Annotated in this window: 15 protein-coding genes and 3 tRNA genes; 7 read left to right on the top strand and 11 right to left on the bottom strand. The window is 61.5% G+C overall.

Translation table 11 applies throughout. From position 1 onward, the window contains the following. A partial coding sequence (gene ppx / locus BLW55_RS19145) for an exopolyphosphatase (protein WP_090329829.1) occupies positions 1 to 1,396 on the bottom strand: 1,396 nt, incomplete at its 3' end. 12 nt (positions 1,397 to 1,408) lie between these two features. After that, on the bottom strand, positions 1,409 to 3,628 hold the full coding sequence (locus BLW55_RS19140; protein ID WP_007010385.1) for an RNA degradosome polyphosphate kinase: 2,220 nt from the start codon (positions 3,626 to 3,628) through the stop codon (positions 1,409 to 1,411). A 159-nt stretch (positions 3,629 to 3,787) separates the two neighbouring features. Between BLW55_RS19140 and BLW55_RS19135 the strand changes: the two genes are divergently transcribed. Together BLW55_RS19135 and BLW55_RS19130 are read left to right on the top strand one after the other, a co-directional pair. Continuing rightward, the gene (locus BLW55_RS19135; protein ID WP_007010384.1) at positions 3,788 to 4,030 is read left to right on the top strand and encodes a zinc-finger domain-containing protein; all 243 of its coding nucleotides are present in this window, start codon (positions 3,788 to 3,790) and stop codon (positions 4,028 to 4,030) included. 16 nt (positions 4,031 to 4,046) lie between these two features. Beyond that, entirely contained in the window at positions 4,047 to 5,273 is a 1,227-nt protein-coding gene (locus BLW55_RS19130) for an FAD-dependent monooxygenase (RefSeq protein ID WP_090329828.1), read from the top strand. 92 nt (positions 5,274 to 5,365) lie between these two features. Here the strand turns inward: BLW55_RS19130 and BLW55_RS19125 are convergent, their stop codons facing one another. The 4 genes from BLW55_RS19125 to BLW55_RS19110 all read right to left on the bottom strand — a co-directional run bounded on the left by BLW55_RS19125 (position 5,366) and on the right by BLW55_RS19110 (position 9,642). Beyond that, positions 5,366 to 6,169, bottom strand: a complete 804-nt coding sequence (locus BLW55_RS19125) for an amino acid ABC transporter ATP-binding protein (RefSeq protein WP_025030807.1) — start codon at positions 6,167 to 6,169, stop codon at positions 5,366 to 5,368. A 24-nt stretch (positions 6,170 to 6,193) separates the two neighbouring features. Then, entirely contained in the window at positions 6,194 to 7,351 is a 1,158-nt protein-coding gene (locus tag BLW55_RS19120; RefSeq protein ID WP_090329827.1) for an amino acid ABC transporter permease, read from the bottom strand. Position 7,352: 1 nt separating this feature from the next. Next, positions 7,353 to 8,543, bottom strand: a complete 1,191-nt coding sequence (locus BLW55_RS19115; protein WP_090329826.1) for an amino acid ABC transporter permease — start codon at positions 8,541 to 8,543, stop codon at positions 7,353 to 7,355. Positions 8,544 to 8,613: 70 nt separating this feature from the next. After that, entirely contained in the window at positions 8,614 to 9,642 is a 1,029-nt protein-coding gene (locus BLW55_RS19110; RefSeq protein WP_007010380.1) for an amino acid ABC transporter substrate-binding protein, read from the bottom strand. A gap of 343 nt (positions 9,643 to 9,985) precedes the next feature. On the opposite strand from BLW55_RS19110, the gene BLW55_RS19105 reads away from it, so the two are divergent. After that, entirely contained in the window at positions 9,986 to 11,158 is a 1,173-nt protein-coding gene (locus tag BLW55_RS19105) for a cystathionine beta-lyase (protein WP_090329825.1), read from the top strand. A 224-nt stretch (positions 11,159 to 11,382) separates the two neighbouring features. Further along, positions 11,383 to 11,459: transfer RNA gene (locus BLW55_RS19100), tRNA-Arg, on the top strand. A gap of 288 nt (positions 11,460 to 11,747) precedes the next feature. Here BLW55_RS19100 and BLW55_RS19095 read toward each other — a convergent pair. Together BLW55_RS19095 and BLW55_RS19090 are read right to left on the bottom strand one after the other, a co-directional pair. Then, positions 11,748 to 13,061: an MFS transporter gene (locus BLW55_RS19095; protein WP_090329824.1), complete on the bottom strand. Its 1,314-nt coding sequence runs from the start codon at positions 13,059 to 13,061 to the stop codon at positions 11,748 to 11,750. Then, on the bottom strand, positions 13,061 to 13,342 hold the full coding sequence (locus BLW55_RS19090) for a metal-sensing transcriptional repressor (RefSeq protein ID WP_007010327.1): 282 nt from the start codon (positions 13,340 to 13,342) through the stop codon (positions 13,061 to 13,063). The genes BLW55_RS19095 and BLW55_RS19090 overlap by 1 nt, the downstream gene beginning before the upstream one ends. 113 nt (positions 13,343 to 13,455) lie before the next feature. On the opposite strand from BLW55_RS19090, the gene BLW55_RS19085 reads away from it, so the two are divergent. Genes BLW55_RS19085 through BLW55_RS19075 form a run of 3 tightly spaced genes read left to right on the top strand, consistent with a single transcriptional unit; the run spans position 13,456 to position 15,337 of the window. Further along, a complete protein-coding gene (locus tag BLW55_RS19085) occupies positions 13,456 to 13,806 on the top strand; it encodes a hypothetical protein (protein WP_025031523.1) in 351 nt (116 codons plus the stop codon). Between the two features lie 48 nt (positions 13,807 to 13,854). Continuing rightward, entirely contained in the window at positions 13,855 to 14,592 is a 738-nt protein-coding gene (locus BLW55_RS19080) for a HupE/UreJ family protein (RefSeq protein ID WP_007010325.1), read from the top strand. Between the two features lie 13 nt (positions 14,593 to 14,605). Beyond that, entirely contained in the window at positions 14,606 to 15,337 is a 732-nt protein-coding gene (locus BLW55_RS19075; RefSeq protein WP_090329823.1) for a hypothetical protein, read from the top strand. A gap of 174 nt (positions 15,338 to 15,511) precedes the next feature. Here BLW55_RS19075 and BLW55_RS19070 read toward each other — a convergent pair. The 3 genes from BLW55_RS19070 to BLW55_RS19060 all read right to left on the bottom strand — a co-directional run bounded on the left by BLW55_RS19070 (position 15,512) and on the right by BLW55_RS19060 (position 16,067). Further along, a tRNA-Arg gene (locus BLW55_RS19070) sits at positions 15,512 to 15,588 on the bottom strand. A gap of 18 nt (positions 15,589 to 15,606) precedes the next feature. Next, positions 15,607 to 15,912: an ETC complex I subunit gene (locus tag BLW55_RS19065; RefSeq protein WP_007010323.1), complete on the bottom strand. Its 306-nt coding sequence runs from the start codon at positions 15,910 to 15,912 to the stop codon at positions 15,607 to 15,609. Positions 15,913 to 15,990: 78 nt separating this feature from the next. Continuing rightward, positions 15,991 to 16,067, bottom strand: a tRNA-Pro gene (locus tag BLW55_RS19060). Between the last annotated feature and the right edge of the window lie 232 nt (positions 16,068 to 16,299).

Raw genomic sequence — 16,299 nt, 5'->3', positions numbered from 1 at the left:
TGCCGTCGTCGCGCTTTTCCCATTTGAGCTTGGGAATGATGCCCGGCATCGAAGCCGTCATCAGGTAGACCACGCGCAGAAGCCCGCCCAGGATCCGCGCCCGCTCAACATAGCGAGGCGTGGCGAGCTGGCGCATGCGCGGCGAGAGCGCATCGTTGAACAGGCCCTCATGGCGGAAAAGGTTCGCAAGCGCGATGAAGGCGCGGCCCGGATGATCGATGCCGATGAACGAACCATGCGCAATGATGTTCAGCGACTGGGTCCCCCGATATTCAGGATGCGCGCGCCAGCCGATATCGGCCAGAAGACACGCCGCCCTGCGATAGCGCGCTTCTTCTTCCGTCTCTTCGATGCCGAGCGCCTCCAGGGCCGGGCCGCTCCATTCGGCCAGTTCACGCGCATGGGTCACCGAGCGCGAACGCAGCACGGCCAGCTCCTGCGCGGCCGAAAGCAGTGGGTCGCGCCTGCGGTCTTCTTCTTCCAGAAGCGAGTAGAGATAGCCCTCACGCACACCGAGCGCCGAGAAGATGATTTTGGACGGGTTCGACGCCTTGATGATCTCCTGCAGCACCGTCGCGCCATAAGGCAGAAGCGTGCGGCGATTCTTGGAGATGTGGCTGATGCCTGCGAAACGATCGACACCACCGGCGACGCGCTTCAGAAAATCCACCGACTGCTCGATGTCCATCTCATAGTGGTGCATAACCTCGAGCGGATAGCCGGTTTCCAGCATGTGCAGGCGGGCGAGGTTTCGCCACGTGCCGCCCACGCAGTAGAAGGGGCGCCCGGCCCCGTCCTTCATCCACGGGGCGCGGGCCAGTTCATCGCGGGCGATGCGCGCCGCCCTGGTGACGGAATTCTTCGCCATCTCCTTCAGCCTCAGGCCACCGAGCGGCAGGGTGATGCCGTCGCCCATGTCGTAACCCTCGACCTCGACGAGTTCGAGACTGCCGCCGCCAAGGTCACCGACAATGCCGCTCGGCTTGTGGAAGCCGGACATGATGCCGAAGGCGGAGTATTTCGCCTCCTCGCGGCCCGAAAGCACGCGAATGTCCGTGCCCAGAATCTCTTCGGCCCGATGGATGAAGTCCGGACCGTTTTTCGCCTCGCGCGCAGCGGCGGTCGCAAGCACATGGAGCGATTCAGCCCCCGCCTGCTCCGACAGCGCACGGAAGCGGCGGAACTCCTCCACCGCACGCGTCACACCTTCGGGGTCGAGCTCACCCGTCGTGACGATGGTCTTGCCGAGGCCGGCCAGCATTTTTTCGTTGAACAACACGCTCGGAGAGCGCGCGATCCCCTCGTAGATCACGAGGCGAATCGAGTTTGACCCGATATCGATGACCGAAACGGGACGCCGGTCCTGAAGCCGGCCCTGAGATTCAGCTATGCCCAAAAGATGTGTCCGTCAGTCCGTTGGTGAAACGGCTTCGGCATCCACCTTCTTGCGCTTTTTGAAAGCGGCGATCCGCTTCGGCGCATGAGACTTCAAGGCATTGCCGCGACCGGATAGGCTCGGATTCGTCATGAAATATTCCTGAGCGTTGAACGGTTCTTCTCCCTCATCGGGCATAATGCGCCGAGAGGTGCCGTCGGGCAATACTTCAAAGCTCTGCTGGTTGTCCATGATGTTTCCGAGCATAATCTGCCCGAGAACCTGTTCATGCACCGTGGGATTGGTGATCGGCACCATGGTTTCCACACGCCGGTCGAGATTGCGCGGCATGATATCGGCGGACGAAATATAGACCACCCCCTCGTCCGATGGCAGGCCGTGGCCGTTGCCGAAACAGTAGATCCGGCTGTGCTCCAGGAAGCGGCCAACGATGGATTTCACCCGGATGCGCTCGGAGAGCCCCGGCACCTGCGGACGCAGGCAGCAGATGCCGCGCACGACGAGATCGATCTCTACACCCGCCTGCCCCGCCTCGTAGAGTGCGTCGATCACCAGCGGATCGACCAGCGAATTCATCTTCATCCAGATCTGGCCCGGCCGCCCCGCCTTCACATGCTCGATCTCGGCGCGGATATGGTCAAGCAGCCGGTTGCGCAGCGAAAAGGGCGACACCGCGATCCGCATTTCGCTATCGGGCTCGGCATAACCGGTGATAAAGTTGAACACCTGCGCCACGTCGCGCGCGATCTCCGGATCGTCCGTGAAATAGGACAGATCGGTGTAAATCCGTGCCGTGATCGGGTGGTAGTTGCCCGTTCCCAGATGGCAGTAATTGCGCAGCTTGCCTTCCTCGCGGCGCACCACGAGCGACATCTTCGCATGGGTCTTCAATTCGATGAAGCCGAACACGACCTGCACGCCCGCCCGCTCCAGATCGCGCGCCCAGCGGATGTTCGCTTCCTCGTCGAAGCGCGCTTTCAGTTCCACCAGCGCCGTGACCGACTTGCCCGCCTCGGACGCCTCGATCAGCGCCCGCACGATCGGGCTGTCGTTCGATGTTCTGTAAAGCGTCTGCTTGATCGCCACCACTTCCGGGTCCTGCGAGGCCTGGCGCAGGAACTGCACCACCACGTCGAAGGATTCATAAGGGTGATGGACGATCAGGTCCTTCTCGCGGATCGCCGCGAAACAGTCGCCATTGTGTTCGCGGATACGTTCTGGAAAGCGCGGATTGTAGGGCTGGAACAGAAGGTCCTCGCGCGGCACCTTCACAATCTCGGAAATCTGGTTGATGGCCAGAGGCCGCTCCAGAACGGTGATGCGGTTTTCGGCAACACCCAGCTCGCTTGCGACAAAGTCGCGTAAGCCTTCCGGCATCTCATTGTCGAACTCGATGCGGATCACGGAGCCCCGGCGGCGGCGCTTCAGGGCCGATTCGAACAGACGCACAAGGTCCTCGGCCTCCTCCTCGACCTCGATATCGCTGTCGCGGATGATGCGGAACGTGCCCGAGCCAATCACCTGATAACGCGGGAAGAGTTTGCCGATGAACAGGCTGACCACATCTTCGAGCGTGATGAAACGGACCGTGCCGCTGCGGTCGGGCAACTGGATGAACCGCTTCAGCGCCACGGGCAGACGCAAAAGCGCCGTCATCGGCTCCAGCTCTCCCTCGTGCTGCAGTTCGAGCGCGATGGAAAATCCGAGATTGGGAATGAAGGGAAACGGATGTGCCGGGTCGATGGAAAGCGGTGTCAGAACCGGAAAAATCGCTTCCATGAAATGGTCTTCCAGCCATTTCATGTCAGATTGATTCAAGGCGTCGGCACGAACGAGCTCGATCCCCTCTCCGCCCAGGAGTGCCAGAAGCGCATTCAGGCTGTCATGCTGGTCGATCTGCAGCCGCGCCACTTCGCGCAACACATGTTCAAGCTGCTCTTCGGGGGTGCGGCCATCGGCGCTGCGCGTGGCGATGTGCTCGCGCACCTGACCGGCGAGACCGGCAACGCGCACCATGAAGAACTCGTCCAGATTGTCGGCCGAGATCGACAGGAAGCGCAAACGTTCCAGAAGCGGATGGCTTTCGTTCTGTGCCTCGTCCAGAACCCGCCTGTTGAACTGGAGCCAGGAAAATTCACGGTTGACGAAACGGTCCGGGCTGGCGCCGGCGATTTCATCGGCAGCGCCCGTCTCCAGAGAAAACTCGTTCCGAACCGGCTTCAGTTCATTCATGGTCTCACTCACGCTTTTCCAGCCACATGACGCAATTCGCTTGCCGCCAGACTATCTGGTGACATGGTTTTGCGACAGTTTCATATCACAGGCTTGCAAAGATGCAGTTTATGCTACAAACGCAGGCAAGTTCCAACGCATTCCAGGCGGGAGACGATGATGGCCGGATCAGCCATTCCCCATTTCCAGAACACCAGCGGACACGAGGCGATCGAAATCGGCGTGAAGGAATTCATGTGCGTCGGCGCCAATCCGCCCTTCGATCATCCGCATGTGTTCATCGACATGGGCGACGAAAACGAGCGGGTCTGCCCCTATTGCTCGACGCTTTATCGCTACAATCCGGCACTGAAGGCTTCCGATACAAAGCCCGAGGGCTGCGTCTTCGACGAAGCGGCCTGATCGCCCCCACAGGCCGATGACGGACGCTCCCCGCGCAATCATCGTCGGGGCCGGCGTTGCCGGCCTGACAGCTGCGCTCGCCATGGCGCGACGGGGATTGCCCGTACGCATTTACGAGCGCGCGCCTGAACTGACCGAGGTCGGTGCAGGCCTGCAGCTTTCTCCCAACGCGACACGCCTTCTTGCGCGCCTCGGCGTGCTCGACGCACTCGGAGACCGCGCCGTGCGCCCGCAGGCCGTGGAGCTCAAAAAGGCCGATGGCCTGTCCCCCCTCGCCCGCGTCCCTCTGGGTGCTGAGGCCGAGACGCGCTGGGGCGCGCCCTATCTGGTGGCCCATCGCGCGGACCTGCAGAACGCGCTTCTTCAGCGCGCGCAGAGCGAATCGCTGATCGAGATCGTCACCGGAGCCTTCGCCGAAAAAGCCGAGTTCCATAAGGATGGCGGTGTGCGCCTCCATGTAGAGCGGAACGGCGCAGCCGAGGAAATCCACACGCCGCTTCTGATCGCCGGCGATGGCGTATGGTCGCATCTGCGCCGCCTGGTTCGCACCGCGGTGCGCAGCCGTTTCACCGGCTTTGTTGCCTGGCGCGCGACGCTTCCCGTCGAACAGGCGCTGGCGGCCGGCAACGGCGCGCTTGAGGCTGACAGGGTGACCGCCTTCATGCATCCGGCGTTTCATCTCGTCGCCTACCCGATCAGTGGCGGGGCCGCGATCAACCTCGTTGCCATTCTCCCGGGCGAAGTACCGCTCAATGCCTGGGCGCAGGATGCGGACGATGCACCGCTGAAAAAGGTTCTTGCCCGGGCCAATCCCGCTCTCGGCCGGCTTGCGGCAGCGGATGGTGCCTCCTGGACGGTCTGGCCGGTTCACGCGGTCAACCCAGCCGGCGCCTGGACCAGTCCGCAGGGGCTGGCGCTGATTGGCGATGCGGCGCACGCGGTTCCCCCCTTTGCTGCGCAGGGCGCCGGAATGGCCATTGAAGATGCGGTGGTGCTCGCCAATTTTCTGGCCCTCCACCGGGACAATCCCGCCACGGCCCTTGCCGCCTATGAAGCGGTTCGCAAGCCGCGCGTGACCCGGGTTGCCCGCCGCGGCGCCTTCAACCGCTTCACATGGCACGCGGGCGGCCCCGTCGCATTTGCGCGTGACATGATCCTGAAGGCGCGCAGCGAGGACGCCCTGATGGCGGATTTCGACTGGCTCTACGGTTTCGACGCCGAAGCAGCAGATCAGGAGCGATAACCGCCAGGCATGACCGCCGCGCCACTACATACAAAACGCCGCGCTCCCTGAAAGAAGCGCGGCGTTCGTGTTTCCAGCCCTTTGCCGGACGATCAGTGCAGGATCTGCGAGAGGAACAGTTTGGTGCGTTCGTGCTGTGGATTGTCGAAGAAGGCTTCCGGTGTGTTCTGCTCCACGATCTGGCCCTGATCCATGAAGATCACCCGGTTGGCCACCTGGCGGGCAAAGCCCATCTCGTGAGTGACGCAGATCATGGTCATCCCCTCTTCGGCGAGGTCCACCATGGTATCGAGCACTTCCTTGATCATCTCCGGATCAAGCGCCGAGGTCGGCTCATCGAAGAGCATGATGCGCGGGTTCATGCACAGAGCGCGGGCAATCGCCACACGCTGCTGCTGACCGCCCGAAAGCTGGCCGGGATATTTGTTGGCCTGCTCCGGGATTTTCACCCGCTCCAGGAAATGCATCGCGGTCGCCTCGGCTTCCTTCTTGGGCGTCTTGCGCACCCAGATCGGGGCCAGCGTGCAGTTCTCCAGAATTGTCAGATGCGGGAACAGATTGAAGTGCTGGAACACCATGCCGACTTCACGCCGCACCTCGTCGATCTTCTTCAGATCGTTGGTGAGTTCGATGCCGTCAACGACGATCTTGCCCTTCTGGTGCTCCTCCAGCCGGTTGATGCAGCGGATCATGGTGGATTTGCCCGAGCCGGAAGGCCCGCAGACGACGATGCGCTCGCCGCGCATTACCCTGAGATTGATGTCTTTCAGCACATGAAAGTCACCATACCATTTGTGCATGCCGACGATATCGATCGCGACATCGGTGTCGGAGACCTGCATCTTGCTGCGGTCGGCGTGGAGCTCTTCGGCCCGGACAGCGTTTTCCTTTGCCATTTTTGTTTCCCCTTGGCCTTCGGCCTAGCGTTTGTGGCCGGTATCGAGCCGGCGTTCCATGAAGATTGAATAGCGCGACATGCCGAAGCAGAACAGCCAGAACACGAAGCCGGCAAACACCAGGCCGGTGATCGGTGTCTGGGGCGATGCCCAGTTCGCGTCTGCAAAGTTCTGCCGCACGGCTCCCAGAAGGTCGAACATGCCGATGATGTAAACCAAGCTCGTATCCTTGAAGAGGCCGATGAAGGTGTTGACGATGCCTGGAATGACCAGCTTGATCGCCTGAGGAAGAACCACAAGGTTCATCTTCTTCCAGAAGCTCAGACCCAGCGCATCGGCGCCCTCGTACTGCCCTTTCGGAATCGCCTGCAGACCGCCGCGGATGACTTCCGCCATATAGGCCGAGGCAAACAGCGCCACGCCGACCAGCGCCCGCAGAAGCTTGTCGAACGATGTTCCCGGAGGCAGGAAGAGCGGCAGCATGACGCTAGCCATGAACAGGATGGTGATCAGCGGCACGCCGCGAATTGTCTCAATGAAGACAATGCAGACAAGCTTCACCACCGGCATTTGCGACCGGCGGCCAAGCGCCAGAAGAATGCCGAGCGGAAAAGAGACCGCGATGCCCACATAGGCGAGCACCAGTGTCACCAGAAGCCCGCCCCAGAGCGGCGTCGGCACCGGTCGAAGCCCGAGCACGCCCCCCGACAGCAGGAAGAATCCGACAATCGGGAAAACGACGAACAGAAGGATGGCATTCAGCCCTTTGCGCGGAACGCTTGGAAGCAGGAGCGGCACCAGAAGCGCCACGAACAGAAAGCCCGTCAGGTAAACGCGCCAGCGTTCGTCGATCGGGTAGCGCCCGAACATGAACTGCTGGAATTTGGCGTCCACAAAGGCCCAGCATGCGCCGGACCAGCCTTCAGGCTGGGTGCCGCCCTGCACCACGGTGGCACAGACAGAACGGTCCGCCCCTGTCCACTGGGCATCGATAAAGGCCCACTGGATCACCGGCGGAACGATCATCACGATCAACGCAATGCCGAGGATCGTGAAAATCGTGTCCGTCATGTTGGCGAACAGGTTTTTGCGCAGCCACGAAACAGGGCCGTGGTCCGAGACAGGCGGTTTCTGACTGGCCACCATCTCGGCGCGGACGAAGGAAAGATCGTGTTCTTGCATCTTACCGCTCCACCAGCGCCATGCGCGCATTGTACCAGTTCATCAACGCTGCCGTACCGAGACTGAGCCCCAGATAGACGACGAGCCAGATCGCAACGACCTCGATGGCCTGCCCGGTCTGGTTGAGCGTCGTCCCGCCCGTGGCAACGAGATCGGGATATCCGATCGCCACTGCCAGCGATGAGTTCTTGGTCAGGTTCAGATACTGGCTGGTCAGCGGTGGAATGATGATCCGCAATGCCTGCGGTATGATCACCAGCCGCATGGACTGCCCGGAACGCAGGCCCAGCGCGTGCGCGGCCTCGCTCTGGCCATGGCTGACACCCAGCACCCCGGCGCGCACGATTTCGGCGATAAATGCGGCCGTATAGAACGACAGCGCCAGGTAGAGTGCCAGAAACTCCGGCCGCACCTGAATGCCGCCGCGCAGATTGAACGTCGACAGTTCCGGAAACTCGAAGCTCAGCGGAAAACCGGTCACGAGAAACGCAAGAAGCGGCAGCCCGATAATCAGCCCGGCGCCGGTCCAGAACACGGGAAACTGCTCGCCCGTCGCCATCTGTCGCCGGTGCGCCCAGCGGCGCACGAAGAAGGTGAAGACGATGCCGAGAACGAGACCGACCAGAACGAGCCAGGCGCCCTCACCCCAGAGAAAGCGCGGGAAGTAAAACCCGCGGCTGTTGAGGTAGGATCCGAGCGGCAGGTCTATGCTTTCGCGTGGCAGCGGCAGCACGGAAAGAACGCCGAAATACCAGAAGAAGATCACGAGCAGCGGCGGAATGTTGCGAAACACCTCGACATAGACGAGGCAGATGCGGTTGATCAGCCAGTTCTTCGACAGACGGCCGATGCCGATGATGAATCCGATAATCGTTGCCGTGAAGATTCCGACAACCGCGACGCGCAGCGTGTTCAGGAACCCGACGAGAAGCGCGCGCCCATAGGTGGAATCGGAAGTATATTCGACAAGGCTGTCGCCAATGTCGAAACCGGCGCGTCCCTGCAGGAAAGCGAAGCCGGATGCGATGTTGGCACGCTGAAGATTTGCTGTCGTGTTGCCGATGATCCAGTAGATCAGGGCAATCAGGCCGGCAAACACAAGGACTTGATAGGCAATTCCTCGAACGCGCGGATCATAGAAGAGCGGCACACGAGGCGCCGCGCCCTCCACAGTTGATTGCGGGGTGGCCATGGCTATCCTCACCAGGAATGGTGAAAGGCGGCGCGAACCGCCTCTCACGCATTATGTTGACGGGAACCGATCAGCGGATCGGCATACCGTACTGAAGGCCACCCTTGGTCCAAAGGGCGTTGATCCCGCGCGAGATTTTCAGCGGAGTGTCAGCACCCACATTGCGCTCGAAAATCTCACCGTAATTGCCCACATGCTTGATCGCACGCATGGCGAAGTCATTGGTCAGACCAAGGTCGCTGCCAAGTTTGGTGCCGTCTTCGGTGCCCAGCAGGCGGCGCACCTCTGGATTGTCAGAACCCATTTTCTCGTCGAGATTGGCCTGGCTGATGCCCAGCTCTTCGGCGTTGACCAGCGCGTAATAGACCCACTTGACGATGTCGAACCACTGGTCGTCGCCATGGCGCACTGCCGGACCGAGCGGCTCCTTGGAGATGATTTCGGGCAGAACGATGTGATCATCCGGATTGGAGAGGTTTAAGCGCACCGCATAAAGTCCGGACTGGTCCGTCGTGTAGACGTCGCAGCGCCCTGCATCATAGGCCGCGTTCACCTCCTCGAACTTCTCGAAAACAACAGGGCTGTACTCCATGTTGTTGGCCTTGAAGTAGTCGGCCAGGTTCAGCTCCGTGGTCGTGCCGGCCTGCACGCAGACCGCAGCGCCTGAAAGCTGAAGCGCGGAGTTGATGCCCTCGAGCTTCTTCTGGTTGATCATGAAGCCCTGACCGTCATAGTAGGTGACGCCGGCGAAGTTGAGGCCAAGCGCGGTGTCGCGGTTGATCGTCCAGGTTGTGTTGCGCGAAAGCACGTCCACCTCGCCCGACTGCAGCGCCGTAAAGCGGTCTTTTGCGGAAAGCGGGGTGAACTGGACTGCGTCCGGATCGTCAAAGATTGCGGCGGCAACGGCGCGGCAGAAGTCCACGTCGAGGCCCTTCCAGTTGCCCTGGTCGTCCGGCGCGCTGAAACCGATCAGGCCGGTGTTGACGCCGCACTGGACGTGGCCTTTCGCCTTCACGTCATCCAGCGTGGCTGCCGAAGCCGGCGCTGCCATCATCGCGATCGCGGCCGAGCCGAGCAACGCTTTGACAATTTTTTTCATGATTACGGACCCTTTTTTCTGTGTTCGGGCTTATCCCCTGACATTTTCAGTGCGGAAGCAGGCGAATGTCCCGTACACCCCAAAAGGAGTGCCGGCCCGGAAACGGGCGGACACGCGCTTCCTCTCCCACGCACTGGTCCCATCGAATGCCATAAATCCGTTTGGGTCAAGAGAGAAAGACCCTTGCTCCAGAAGCAAAAGCGCGCTCCATCCCCGGTTGACGGGCCGCCGACAATGGCGTTCCATCCGGCATCCTCCGCGCCCCGTTTCAAGGGATTTCTTCCCCCGGAAGCCCCCTGAAGCCCCTGGGGCGCGCGCCACAGACAATCAAGCGACAGGTCCCATGAACGACAAGAACAAGACTAAAGTCGGAGACAACACGCGGCTTGCCCATATCGGCAACAACCCGCGCGCGTTCTACGGTTTCGTCAACCCGCCGGTGGTGCACGCGTCGACGGTGCTCTTTCCCGACGCCGAGACCATGGCCTCGCGCAACCAGAAATACACATACGGGACCCGCGGCACGCCCACGACCGACGCGCTGGCGGCAGCGATGAACGAGCTCGAAGGCGCTGCCGGCACAATCATCGTGCCGTCGGGCCTCGCAGCCGTCACCGTTCCGATGCTCGCCTTCCTGTCTGCCGGCGACCACGTGCTGATTGTCGATTCGGTCTATCACCCGACCCGGTATTTCGCCGATACGATGCTCAACCGGCTCGGCGTGGAAGTGACCTACTACGACCCGGCTCTGGATGCTGGCATTGGCGCCCTGATGCAACCCAACACCAAAGTGGTCCTTACTGAAGCCCCCGGCTCCGGAACATTCGAGATGCAGGACATCCCCGCCATTGTCGAGGTAGCGCATCGCGGCGGGGCCATCGTCATGATGGACAACACCTGGGCAACCCCCCTCTTCTTCCGGCCGCTCGACCATGGCGTCGACATTTCCATACAGGCCGCCACCAAGTATCCGGCAGGGCATTCAGACATTCTTCTGGGAACAGTTTCGGCCAACGAGGCCTGCTTCGAGCGCCTGCTCGACACCCACGGCGCTCTCGGCATCTGTGCTGCGCCCGACGATGTCTACCAGGTGCTGCGCGGCCTGCGCACCATGGGCGTGCGTCTCGAACGCCATCAGCAGAGCGCCCTGGCGCTCGCGCGCTGGCTGGAGGGGCAGAAGGGCGTCGCCCGCGTTCTCCACCCGGCGCTCGAATCGCATCCCGGCCACGCGATCTGGAAGCGCGACTTCTCCGGCGCCAGCGGCCTCTTCTCCATCGTGCTTGATGGCGGCGGTCAGGCGCAGGCCCATGCCTTTTTGGACGCCCTGAAATATTTCGGTCTCGGCTATTCCTGGGGCGGCTATGAAAGCCTTGCCGTACACGTGCAGCTCAACGACCGCACGATCGCGCACGCTCCGCAGGAAGGCCCCGTTATGCGCCTGCAGATCGGCCTTGAAGATGTGGAAGACCTGAAGGCCGATCTCGCCGGCGCCCTCGCCGCAGCCGCAAAGGCCTGACCGGCGCGGGAACACGCCACCGCAGCGCGCTCCGGTAGTCAAACAGGGGCGTGCGCCTCCCCCGCTCTCCTTTCCGATTTTGACCGGCCCGGGGGATGATCCGGGCGCGCCATGATCGGATGAGCGTGTTCGAAACACCGGCAGTGCGATTTCATCGTTGATGCGCGCCAACGCTTCGGCTATGAAAGCCACGCGCTAGCGCTTCGCCGCTCTAGCGTCGGCCAGCACCCGTAGCTCAGCTGGATAGAGCGCTGCCCTCCGAAGGCAGAGGTCACAGGTTCGAATCCTGTCGGGTGCGCCATTTACCTGATCGCAACTTCAGCGACTTTACGCCAAAGTGGTCTTTCTCGAGAACGCTGTGAAACCAGCTTGCCAAACTCTGGTGACAAGCGTGGAGTTTTCGACATGACCTTATTCAGACAGCGCAATGGGCAATAGCCGGCACGGCCAAGACGTAACGGTCAGCGTAACGCGATTGAGCACCCGCCCCCAATAGAGAATCAGCACGGTCCCGAACAGCCGCCCCTGTCAGAGCGCCATCAGCAATCAGGGCGGCGGCGGGAAGCCCACGAGCAGGAGCAGCGCATCCTCAGCGCTCCCGCGGCCATGCGGCATGCATGTCGTCGATGACATAGGCATGGGCATGACGGTGCCCGCGCCCGCTGCCGGCAAGATGGGGATGATCGGCCGGCAGATCCTCATGGGTGTGGGCGAGAACCACCGGGTCGTCGGCCGGCCAGATCGCCAGGGCGATGCCGATAGCGACGGCGGCCACGGCGGCAAGGATGACCGCGGTGAACGGCAGGCCAAGCGCTGCGCCCGCCCAGCCGGCAAGCGGGTAGGCGATCAGCCAGCAGGCGTGCGAGAGCGCGAACTGTGCCGCGAACAGCGCCGGACGGTCCTCCGGATTGGCCGAACGCTTGAGAAGCCTGCCCGAGGGCGTCTGCGCGGTCGAATACCCGATGCCAAGCACGAACCACAGCGGGAGCATCCAGCCATAGCCGGGCAGCACTGCAGCCAGAAGTGTGCCGCCGGTCAGGAGCGAAGCCCCTGTCAGCATTGCAGCGCGGTCCGGCACCGTGTCCAGAAGCCGCGGCAGCGCCAGCGCCGCCGCCATAGAACCGCCGCCGAATGCCGCAAGCGACAGCGCCGTCGCCTGGTTGTCGAGGCCGAAGGCGGCCTGCACATAGACGACCGTGTTGACGATCACCAGTGCACCTGCCGAGGCGACGGCAAGGTTGACCGCGAGAAGCCCGCGCAGGCGCGGCGTTGCCAGATAAATACGGATGCCGCGCGTCGTGCGGTCGTAGATGCCGCGCGGACGGGCAGGCTTCGGGCTCGGCAGCGTTACCGACACGACAAGCGCGGCCGAGGCGAGAAACCCTATCACAGTCCCGGCGAACAGGCTGTGAAAGGTGATGAAGGAGAGCAGCGCCGCCGCCAGCATCGGGCTCACCACGCTTTCCAGATCATAGGCGAGACGCGAAAGGGAAAGCGCGCGCGTATACGCTTTCTCGTCAGGCAGGATGTCTGGAATCGTGGCCTGGAAGTTGGGCGTGAAGGCCGCTGAAGCCGATTGCAGCATAAAAATCAGGATATAAACCTGCCAGATTTCCGTGACGAAGGGCAGAAACACCGCGACGCCGGCGCGCACCAGGTCGAGTGCCACCAGCATGGCGCGGCGCGGCACCCTTTCGGCAAAGGCCGAAGCGATGGGCGCGACGCCCACATAGGCGATCATCTTGATCGCCAGCGCCGTGCCCAGAACGGCGCCTGCGTTCTCGCCGGCCAGATCGAATGCGAGCAGGCCGAGGGCCACCGTCGCAAGGCCGGTTCCCACCAGCGCGATAATCTGGGCAGCGAAGAGATGACGGTAGGTGCGGTTTCTGAGGATCGCCAGCATTAGAGATACTTCGCTATTTCCCTGAATTCATCGATCGACTGCCGCCGCTCGCGCGTCATGGGGCCGACCACCTCCTCCAGACAATGATCGAGATGATCCTGAATCAGCGTTTTCTTTGCCTGGGCGATGGCTTTTTCGACGGCATGGAGCTGCTGGGCGATGTCGAGGCAGGGCCTGCCGGCTTCGATCATCTCAATGACACCGCGCAGATGGCCATCGGCGCGTTTGAGCCGCTTGACGATCTGGGGGTGGGTTTCGTGCAGATGGGGTTGTGTGTTCATATGAATATGCTATCCCCCCGTAGAGGATATGCCAAGACACTGTGGCGGCAAAAACATCCGTTGAATACAACCGGTGGAGAGATGCGTTCCGATGCCAGGGAGAACCCTTAGTCATGCCTGAGCAGGCGCAAAGAGCTGTGCTGCACCTCGCCCTCGCCTTTGCGATGGCTCTGGGGTGGCTACTGCCTCACACTGCGCACGCCTCGTCGCCTGCGCGCGCCTTGTTCTCGACTGCAGAAATCGAACAGAGTGCCGGCAATCTGCACCAGCACGAACGGGCGGGTGGTCACACCGATCAACACAACCCTGCCGACCATGCCCACGAAACGCCGACGACACCGCCCGGCAACGGTGCCGAATTGCCACCGCCGGTCCAGGGCGCGGCGCCAATGCCGCCGGATAGGTTGAATTTCGACGCAACCTACCGGCTTGAACGTCCGCCGAGACCGATCGTCATCGCCTGATCTCGACCGCACATGCGGTCACAGTCAACGACGACGATTGGAACCTCCATGCACAGACCTTTCCACAAGGGTCGGTCGCGCCATCCGCGCGCACGGTCCTTCATTATCCTTTTCTTCGCCCTTATCGGACTGGCAACCCTTGCCGGTCCTGCCTTCGCTCACGCCGTTGCCGAGGGAGACAAGGGCTATATTCAGGAGATCACCGGCATTCAGCTAATCCCCTTCCTCTACCTCGGAGCGAAGCACATGGTGACGGGATACGACCATATCCTCTTCCTGCTGGGTGTGATCTTCTTTCTCTACCGCCCGCAGCATATCGCCACCTATGTCAGCCTGTTTGCCATCGGCCACTCTACGACGATGCTGGCGGGCGTTTATTTCGACATCGGTATCAACAGCTACGTCATCGATGCGATCATCGGCCTTTCGGTCGTCTACAAGGCGCTCGACAACATGGGAGCCTATCAGCGCTGGTGCGGCTTTCAGCCAAACACCAAGGCCGCCACACTGATCTTCGGCTTCTTCCATGGCTTTGGACTGTCCACCAAGATCATCGAATACAACATCTCGCCAGAAGGCCTGGTACCAAACCTCCTCGCCTTCAACGTGGGTGTCGAGATCGGCCAGTTTCTGGCGCTGTCGGCGATTCTGATCGCGATCAGCTACTGGCGATGGAAACCAGGCTTCTGGCGCCACGCCTACACGCTGAACGTAGCAATGATGGTCGCGGGCTTCGCACTCACCGGCTACCAGATCGCCGGCCTTTTCGCCACTTCCGCTGCCTGAAAGGACTGATACCATGTACAATACCGACCTTCCACGCCGGGCGGACCTGCCGACCTCCGCGCAACTCAGGCGCTCTACCTTGATCGCAGCCCTGACGGCAGCAGCAATTCTCATCTTTGTCGTTCTGCCCTCTGAATACGGCATGGATCCCACCCGTGTGGGCCGCCTCCTCGGCTTGACTGAGATGGGAGAAATCAAGACGCAGCTTGCCCGCGAAGCAGCGCTGGACGCATCGAGAGCGGGCACCAGCGGCGATGCCGAGATCATCGCCCGCCTCGACCGGATAGAGACCCTCATCGAGGGGCTTGCATCCGACGCCGGCGCAAATCCCCAGAAAGACGACCCTCTTGCCGGCCTGATTCAACAGCAGAGGCAAACGACCCCCGCCCCCGCGGCACAGACACAGCAGCAGGCGACAACGCCGACCTCCGAATGGCGCGACGAACTTTCATTCGTCCTGACTCCTGGCCAGGGCGTCGAAGTCAAACTGGTGATGAATGAAGGCGAACGCGCCCGGTTCTTCTGGACCGCCAATGGTGCCAACGTGAACTATGACACACATGGCGATGGCGGCGGCAAGTCGGTTTCCTATGAGCAGGGCCGCGGCGTGCCCGAGCAGGCAGGCGTTCTTGAGGCGGCGTTCACCGGCAATCACGGATGGTTCTGGAGAAATCGCACAAACAGGGACGTAACCATCACGCTGCGCACCGCAGGCCAATATCTGAAAATCAACAGAATGATGTAAAGAGGCCACTCAAAAGGAGCGCTTCATTTCCGCCGCGGTGCAGATGCGCCGCACTGCGGCGGATTTCCAACCCGAGCGGAAGTAGGCAGACTACCCATTTGCTCCGCAGATCGCGCAAACCATCGTTCCGGTATCAAATGTAAGCCATGTGACAAGAATGGACCCAAAAAACAATGGCGATCCCGGCAGGATTCGAACCTGCGACCATCGGCTTAGAAGGCCGGTGCTCTATCCAACTGAGCTACGGGACCGACGCGTGAACGCTGAATTCAGTGCGTCCACGGGGTCTTGCGGTCATAGCGGAAATTGTCCGCGTAGGAAACCTGGCGCCGTTTGGGCTGGTGCGGTTCTTCCACACGGAAGGGAATGCCGTTCCGCTCAGCATAGGCCACGGCCTCTTCCCTGCTTTCAAAGGTCAGGCGAACCTGGCTCTTCATGTCGGAAGAAGACGTGTAGCCCATAAGCGGATCTATCTTGCGCGGCACCTCGGGATCGAACTCCAGTATCCAGAGACCGGTCTTGGCCTTGCCGGACTGCATGGCCGTCTTGGCCGGGCTGAAAATGCGCGCAGACACGTCGTGAACCTCGTTTCCAGCAGGCGTATAAACGCCGAAACAGGCAGCATGCCGCTGTTCATGCAGCACGCAGAGCAATGGTCGGAGCGGCAGGATTCGAACCTGCGACCCTCTGGTCCCAAACCAGATGCGCTACCAGGCTGCGCTACGCTCCGAGGTCCGCTCTCCCTAGTGATTCAGTCCTAGTTTGGCAATAGGTGAAGACCCAAAAACCGAACAATCAATGCACCGTGGTGCGGGTGCGCGCAAAAGTTCCACGGAAACAAACCTGAAAACGCCTGGCGCCTGCCCGGCATGCGGCACATGCATGTACGACAACAAGGCTTCCCCTCCCCCTGCTTCACAGGTTGGCTAAAACGGCGCCTGGCAATCAAAACGTACCACCCC

This window comes from Nitratireductor aquibiodomus (assembly GCF_900105565.1).
Lineage (GTDB): Bacteria > Pseudomonadota > Alphaproteobacteria > Rhizobiales > Rhizobiaceae > Nitratireductor > Nitratireductor aquibiodomus.
Note: the sequence above shows the minus strand (reverse complement) of the source record. Positions and strands in the feature narration are given on the sequence as shown.

Bases quoted from the DNA above. Each gene is read 5' to 3' on its own strand.
- BLW55_RS19140 (WP_007010385.1), bottom strand. From the start codon at position 3,628: ATGAATGAACTGAAGCCGGTTCGGAACGAGTTTTCTCTGGAGACGGGC.
- BLW55_RS19135 (WP_007010384.1), top strand. From the start codon at position 3,788: ATGGCCGGATCAGCCATTCCCCATTTCCAGAACACCAGCGGACACGAG.
- BLW55_RS19130 (WP_090329828.1), top strand. From the start codon at position 4,047: ATGACGGACGCTCCCCGCGCAATCATCGTCGGGGCCGGCGTTGCCGGC.
- BLW55_RS19125 (WP_025030807.1), bottom strand. From the start codon at position 6,169: ATGGCAAAGGAAAACGCTGTCCGGGCCGAAGAGCTCCACGCCGACCGC.
- BLW55_RS19120 (WP_090329827.1), bottom strand. From the start codon at position 7,351: ATGCAAGAACACGATCTTTCCTTCGTCCGCGCCGAGATGGTGGCCAGT.
- BLW55_RS19115 (WP_090329826.1), bottom strand. From the start codon at position 8,543: ATGGCCACCCCGCAATCAACTGTGGAGGGCGCGGCGCCTCGTGTGCCG.
- BLW55_RS19110 (WP_007010380.1), bottom strand. From the start codon at position 9,642: ATGAAAAAAATTGTCAAAGCGTTGCTCGGCTCGGCCGCGATCGCGATG.
- BLW55_RS19105 (WP_090329825.1), top strand. From the start codon at position 9,986: ATGAACGACAAGAACAAGACTAAAGTCGGAGACAACACGCGGCTTGCC.
- BLW55_RS19095 (WP_090329824.1), bottom strand. From the start codon at position 13,061: ATGCTGGCGATCCTCAGAAACCGCACCTACCGTCATCTCTTCGCTGCC.
- BLW55_RS19090 (WP_007010327.1), bottom strand. From the start codon at position 13,342: ATGAACACACAACCCCATCTGCACGAAACCCACCCCCAGATCGTCAAG.
- BLW55_RS19085 (WP_025031523.1), top strand. From the start codon at position 13,456: ATGCCTGAGCAGGCGCAAAGAGCTGTGCTGCACCTCGCCCTCGCCTTT.
- BLW55_RS19080 (WP_007010325.1), top strand. From the start codon at position 13,855: ATGCACAGACCTTTCCACAAGGGTCGGTCGCGCCATCCGCGCGCACGG.
- BLW55_RS19075 (WP_090329823.1), top strand. From the start codon at position 14,606: ATGTACAATACCGACCTTCCACGCCGGGCGGACCTGCCGACCTCCGCG.